5 protein-coding genes are annotated in these 6,410 nt (G+C 69.1%); 2 read left to right on the plus strand and 3 right to left on the minus strand.

Annotated features, from left to right (window positions below; genetic code table 11):
• The first annotated feature begins 13 nt into the window (after positions 1–13).
• Positions 14–1,060 carry a GTP 3',8-cyclase MoaA gene (moaA, locus tag ABFP37_RS18360; RefSeq protein WP_347034426.1) on the plus strand — a complete coding sequence of 349 codons (1,047 nt, stop codon included), beginning with the start codon at positions 14–16 and terminating at the stop codon, positions 1,058–1,060.
• 49 nt (positions 1,061–1,109) lie between these two features.
• Here moaA and ABFP37_RS18365 read toward each other — a convergent pair whose 3' ends face one another.
• From ABFP37_RS18365 to ABFP37_RS18375, 3 genes are read right to left on the minus strand one after another with little or no spacing between them, the layout of a single operon-like run.
• Positions 1,110–2,315 carry an MFS transporter gene (locus ABFP37_RS18365; RefSeq protein WP_347034427.1) on the minus strand — a complete coding sequence of 402 codons (1,206 nt, stop codon included), beginning with the start codon at positions 2,313–2,315 and terminating at the stop codon, positions 1,110–1,112.
• A 4-nt stretch (positions 2,316–2,319) separates the two neighbouring features.
• The gene (locus ABFP37_RS18370) at positions 2,320–2,895 is read right to left on the minus strand and encodes a TetR family transcriptional regulator (protein ID WP_347034428.1); all 576 of its coding nucleotides are present in this window, start codon (positions 2,893–2,895) and stop codon (positions 2,320–2,322) included.
• Between the two features lie 5 nt (positions 2,896–2,900).
• Positions 2,901–3,479, minus strand: a complete 579-nt coding sequence (locus ABFP37_RS18375) for a sugar O-acetyltransferase (RefSeq protein ID WP_078029323.1) — start codon at positions 3,477–3,479, stop codon at positions 2,901–2,903.
• A gap of 114 nt (positions 3,480–3,593) precedes the next feature.
• On the opposite strand from ABFP37_RS18375, the gene ABFP37_RS18380 reads away from it, so the two are divergent.
• Entirely contained in the window at positions 3,594–5,768 is a 2,175-nt protein-coding gene (locus ABFP37_RS18380) for an elongation factor G-like protein EF-G2 (RefSeq protein ID WP_347034429.1), read from the plus strand.
• Positions 5,769–6,410 lie beyond the last annotated feature (642 nt).

The following is a 6,410-nucleotide window of genomic DNA, read 5'->3' on the forward strand; positions in this document are numbered from 1 at the left end:
GAAAGGGCGCTGCATGGACGCCACATCCATCACCGACACCTTCCACCGGCCCCTCCGGGACCTGCGGATTTCAGTCACGGACCGGTGCAATTTCCGCTGCGTCTATTGCATGCCCCGGGAGATATTCGGCAGGGAATATGTCTTCATGCCCCGGGAGCAGCTGCTGACGTTTGAGGAAATCACCCGGCTGGCGTCGATTGCCGTGGCCCACGGAGTACTGAAGATCCGGCTGACCGGCGGGGAACCCCTGCTGCGGAAGGACCTTGAGGTCCTGGTCCGCATGCTGGCCCGGCTGCGGACCCCCGACGGGCGGGCGCCGGACCTGGCCATGACCACCAACGGCTCGGTGCTGGCGCAGAAGGCCCGGATCCTCAAGGACGCGGGGCTGAACCGCATTACCGTGTCCCTGGACTCGGTCCGGGAGGAAACGTTCCAGGCCATGAACGACGCCGGCTATCCCGTGGCCAAGGTCCTGCACGCCCTCGACGCCGCCCACGAGGCGGGGCTGGGGCCCGTGAAGATCAACATGGTGGTCAAGCGCGGGAAGAACGACCAGGACATCGTGGACACCGCCCGGCACTTCAAGGGATCCGGGTTCATCCTCCGGTTCATTGAGTACATGGATGTTGGGGCATCCAACGGCTGGAAGATGGACCAGGTTGTGCCCTCCGCCGAGGTCCTGGCCCGCATCGGCGCGGTGTTTCCGCTGGACCCGGTGGCGCCGAACTACCCCGGCGAGACGTCCGAGCGTTGGCGCTACCGGGACGGCAGCGGTGAAATCGGGGTCATCTCCAGCGTCACGCAGGCCTTTTGCCGGGGCTGCACGCGCGCGAGGCTGTCCGCCGACGGCAAGCTCTTCACGTGCCTGTTTGCCACGGCCGGCACTGACCTGAGGGCACTCCTGCGCGGCGGCGCCTCCGACGCCGACCTCTCCGTGGCCTTGTCCTCCCTCTGGGGCGGCCGCGCGGACCGCTACTCCGAGCAGCGCAGCGCCGACACTCCCGCTGTGGCGGACGCCCCCGCGGCCCGCAGGATCGAGATGTCGTACATCGGCGGATAGGGCCGGGCCGGATCACCCGGGGCCGTGTCTGGCCGCGTCAGGGCGGGCGTCATTTAAGGCCTGACTCGGTGGCCAGCGGCTCCGCCGCGCGGGCGAGCCACAGGGCGAGGAGGATCGGCGCGCCGATGGCCAACAGGGCCAGGTGGATGCCCGTGAGGTCGCCGAGGAAGCCCAGCAGCGGCGGTCCTGCCAGGAACGCCACGTAGCCAATCGTGGAGACGACCGACACCCTCGCCGCAGCGTGCCGGGGGTCATCGGCGGCCGCAGACATGCCCATCGGGAAGGCCAGGGCGGCACCCATGCCCCAGAGCGCTGCCCCCGCACCGGCCAGGACGAGGTTCCCGGCGAAGACGAACAGGGCCAGCCCCACGGCGGCGGCTGCCATGCTGGCCCGCAGCACCGCCACGCGCCCGAACCTGTCGATCGCCCGGCCGCCGAGGAAGCGCATGAGCGTCATTGCCGCGACGAACAGCGCGAACAAGAGCGCGCCGGTGGACTCCATGGCGCCCAGGCCGTCCACGGCGGCCTTGGCGATCCAGTCGTTTCCGGCGCCCTCGGTGAGCGTGGCGCCGAGCACCACGACGCCGATGAGCAGGGTGCGGCCGTCCTTCCAGGCGGTGGGGGCCTTGGCGTGCCGTGCGGGGGCGTCCGCCGCGGGGCCGGAAACGCCGGCCGGTTCAGCAGGCAGGAAGTAGCGGGGCGCGGTCAGGGACAGGACAACCACGATGACCGCAATGACCAGCAGGTGCTCCGGAAGCCCGACGCCCAGGGCGGACAGGGCCGCCCCGATCACGGCGCCGAGAAAGGCTCCGCCGCTGAAGGCGGCATGGAACTGGGGCATGACGGTGCGGCCCAGCTGGTGCTCGACGTCGGCGCCTTCGGTGTTCTGCGCGACGTCCCACAGCCCGATTCCCATGCCGTAGAAGAAAAGGGCCACGGCGGTGGCGGGCACGGAACCTGCCATGAGGGCGAAGGCGATGCCCGCTGCGGCGGCAGCCGCGAGCAGGCCAGCTCCGCGGATGGTGTTTGCTGTGCCGATCCGGCCCACCACCCACCCCGCGGACGGCAGGGCAACCAGGGATCCGACGGCGATGCACAGCAGCAGCGTGCCCATCTGTCCGGAAGTCAGGTTCAGGGTCTGCGTTACGGCCGGGATGCGCGCCGCCCAGCTGGCGAACACCAGCCCGTTCATGCCGAAGACCAGGAAGGTGGCCACCGTGGCGGCCTTGACGTTGGTGTTCAAGGTGAGGGTCATTCGGTCAGAACTTTCCGGGAGAGTCGTTTGGGCTTGAGGGTACGGCCGTGATGCGGTTGACGGCGTCCACCGTGATGGAGCGGTCATGGGGTTCGGTATCGAGAGCGGCGTGGATGAAGTGCCCTTCGATCAGCGCGTCGAGCATCCTGCTGGTGGCAGGGTCAAAATGGCGCTCCAGGGCATGCCGGCTCCGGCTCATCCAGTCCCGCGTGATCTCGCGGAACACCGGCTCGCGGGCGGCGAGCGTGTAGAGCTCGAGGGTGAGGACCAGGTCCCGCTGGCTGTCCAGCAGGTCGACGTGGATCAGGTCCACCACGGCCTGCCGTGCCGCATCCGCATTGGCCGCGTTGCCCAGCCGGACCTCGAAGCCGTCGGCGACTGTATCCGCAAAGCGCCTGAATGCTTCCCCCAGAAGCTCGTCCATGGCCGTGAAGTGATACGTCATGGAGCCGAGGGGCACTCCGGCATGGTCGGCGATCTTGCGGTGCGACGTGCCCGCCACTCCGCGGGCAGCGATGACCTCGAGGGCCGAATCGATGATCCGGTCCCGCCTGTCCGGATCAAACCGGCGCGTCGCCACCGGGGTCAGATTTCGCGGACAACGCGGGCGGGATTCCCTACCGCCACGGAGTTCGCCGGGACGTCCCTCGTGACCACCGCCCCCGCGCCGATTACGGAGTTGTCACCGATGGTGACGCCGGGCAGGACGATCGCGCCGCCGCCGAGCCACACGTTGTCGCCGATGGTGATCGGCTTTGCAGCTTCCAGGCGGTCGCGCCGCGGCTGGGGCTCGACCGGGTGCGTCGGCGTCAGGAGCTGCACGTTCGGACCGATCTGGCAGTCCTCGCCGATGATGATCGGGGCCACGTCCAGGGCCGTGAGGTTGTAATTGATGAACGTGCGGGCCCCGACCGTGATGAACGTGCCGTAGTCGACGTACAGCGGCGGCTTGATGTGCGCGTCGTCGCCCAGGGAACCCAGAAGGTCCGCCAGGATGGGCCGCGCCCCGTCCGGGTCCTCCGCATAGGCTGCCGTGTACTCCGACTGCAGCTTCACGGCCCGTTTGGATTCGCGCTCGTTGTCCGGGTCATCGGAAATGTACAAGTCGCCTGCGAGCATCCGCTCCCGGTTTGTGCGCGGATCATCCGCGAAGTAATTCGCCATGTGTACGAGCGTACACAACGTTGCCCTCTTGCTCAACGCCGTCCGAGGGTGTCGAATCTTTTACAAAGGCCGCACGGCGGCTGACCACCAGGATGCCAGGAGACGACGATGTCTGTGAAAGGCACTAATGGCCGGGGCAAGGGCCCCGGCCGCGGCAGTTCCGATCTCCGGCGGCCCGATGCGTCCGCGGGCGCACCGGCAGACACGCCGGAGAAGATCCGCAACGTGGCGCTCGTGGGGCACTCGGGGGCCGGCAAGACGATGCTGCTCGAGGCGCTGCTCGCCGCCGCCGGAACCATCACGCGGATGGGCTCGATTGTTGACGGCACCACCGTCAGCGACTCCGAACCGTCCGAGGTCCACCAGCAGCGCTCCGTGGTGCTCTCCGTCGCGCCGCTGGTAGTCGACGGCATCAAGGTGAATTTGCTCGATACCCCGGGCTACGGAGACTTCACCGGCGAACTGCGCGCCGGGCTGCGCGCCGCTGACGCAGCACTGTTCGTGGTCTCGGCCCTGGACGACATCGACGCGGCCACCACTGCCCTGTGGGCGGAATGCGATCAGCTTGGTACGCCCCGGGCAGTAGTGGTCAGCCGGCTGGACCATCCGCGGGCCAACTATGAGGCCGCCGTCGCCGCGTGCCAGCGTGCCTTCGGCGACTCGGTGGTGCCGGCATACCTCCCCATCCGTACGGAGGGTACGACGACCGGCCTGCTGGGGCTCCTCTCCGGGACCGTTTCGGACTATGCCGAGGGCGGTGCGGAGCCGGCTGTCCGCGATGCCACGCCGGAGGAGCTGGCCGCCGCGGAGGAAGCACGCGGGACGCTGATTGAAGGGATCATCTCCGAGAGCGAGGACGAGTCGCTGATGGACCGCTACCTGGGCGGCGAGCAGATCGACGTCGACGTCCTGGTGGGCGACCTGGAAACGGCCGTGGCGCGCGGATCGTTCTTTCCGGTGCTGGCCGCCTCTGCGGAGACGGGACTGGGCATGACGGAGCTCCTGGACATGCTCATCCGGGCGTTCCCGTCGCCGCTGGAGCATGACCTGCCGGCCGTGACGGACCTTGCCGGCTCGCCGGCCGGCCCGCTGAGTTGTGATCCCGGCGGCCCCCTGGTGGGAGAGGTGGTGCGCACCACGATCGATCCGTTCCTCGGACGAATCTGCCTGGTGCGCATCTTCTCGGGCACCCTGCGGGAGGACTCGGCCGTGCACGTGGGCGGGCGCGGATTGGCGGAGCGGGGCCACGAGGACCACGACAGCGACGAACGGCTCGCGCATCTGTACTCGCCGCTGGGGGCGAGCCTGCGGCCGGTGCCGTACTGCGTGGCCGGTGACATCTGCGCGATCGCCAAACTGGGCAACGCCGAGACCGGCGATACCGTCTCCGCCAAGGAGACACCGCTATTGGTGGTGGCCTGGGAAATGCCGGAGCCGCTCATGCCTGTCGCCGTCGAAGCGGCCACGCGCAGTGACGAGGACGCCCTCGCCAAGAGCCTGGGCAAGGTTGCCGCCGGGGATCCGACCCTCCGCGTCGAGCGCAATTCGGAAACCCACCAGCTCATCCTGTGGTGCATGGGCGAGGCCCATGGCGAGGTGGTGCTGGACCGGCTGCGCGATCAGGGTGTGAAGCTCCAGACCGTCCAGGTGGTGACGCCGCTGCGGGAGACGTTTGCGGCGCCGGCCACCGGGCACGGGCGGTACGTCAAACAGTCCGGCGGGCACGGCCAGTATGCGATCTGTGACATCGAAGTCGAGGCGCTCGAACGCGGCGCCGGCTTCGAGTTTGTTGATAAGACCGTAGGCGGCGTCATCCCCGGGACGTTCATCGGGTCGGTCGAGAAAGGCGTCCGCGCCCAGATGCAGAAAGGCGTCTCGGCGGGATTCCCGGTGGTGGACATCCGCGTGACGCTGGTCGGCGGCAAGGCCCACAGCGTTGACTCTTCGGATGCCGCGTTTCAGGCGGCGGGTGCGCTCGCGTTGCGGGAGGCCGCGGCCGCCGGCCGGATACAGCTGCTGGAACCCGTCTCGGCGGTCACCATCAGCACACCGGACGAGTACGTCGGTTCCGTGATGAGTGACTTGTCCTCCCGCCGGGGGCGGGTGACCGGAACGACGTCGGCGGGCGGCGAAATCACGGAAGTCACCGCCGAGATTCCGGACGAGGAATTGTTGCGCTACGCCGTCCAGCTGCGCGGGCTGACGTCCGGTACCGGCCGGTTCCGCCGCACGTACCTGCGGCACGAACCGGTGCCGGGCAACGTGGCGCCAGCGGCCGCGAACGCGTGAGGCAGGGCTAGCGCCCGCGGGCGCAACATTAGCCTGAACTCACTCGTACCTGGAATCTGGGTAATTCGCGGATGACTCCAATTTTCCTGGCAGCCGGCTGCCGGAAGCCTGCATCTCCTGGGGCGAACCAGCTGGTGGAGGACACCAAGGCGGCAACTGCTCCGGCGGTACTTGGCACTCTGGCGGCAACGGACACGAAGGCGGCAACTGAGCCTGCGCCCCGCAGCCTGACGGGAGGGGGCATCCGGCGGGCATGGTGACCCCGGCCTGGAAGGCGCAGCCGGCGGGTAGGGGACAGCCCTCGGTGACCGGCGCGCCCACCGGGGCGGCGCAGCCTACCGGGAGGGGGCAGCCGGTGGTGACCGGTGCGTTGGCTTGGAAGGCGCAGCCTGTCGGGAGGGGGCAGCCGGTGGTGACCGGTGCGTTGACTTGGAAGGCGCAGCCTGTCGGGAGGGGGCACCCGGTCCCCATCGGGACGCCGGGTTGGACAGTGCAGCCGGCGGGGAGGGGGCAGCCGGTGGTGACCGGTGTGTTGACTTGGAAGGCGCAGCCTGTCGGGAGGGGGCACCCGGTCCCCATCGGGACGCCGGGTTGGACAGTGCAGCCGGCGGGGAGGGGGCAGCCGGTGGTGACCGGTGTGTT

The sequence above is a fragment of the Burkholderia sp. RS01 genome, assembly GCF_039748055.1.
In the GTDB taxonomy this organism is placed as follows: Bacteria; Actinomycetota; Actinomycetes; order Actinomycetales; family Micrococcaceae; genus Arthrobacter.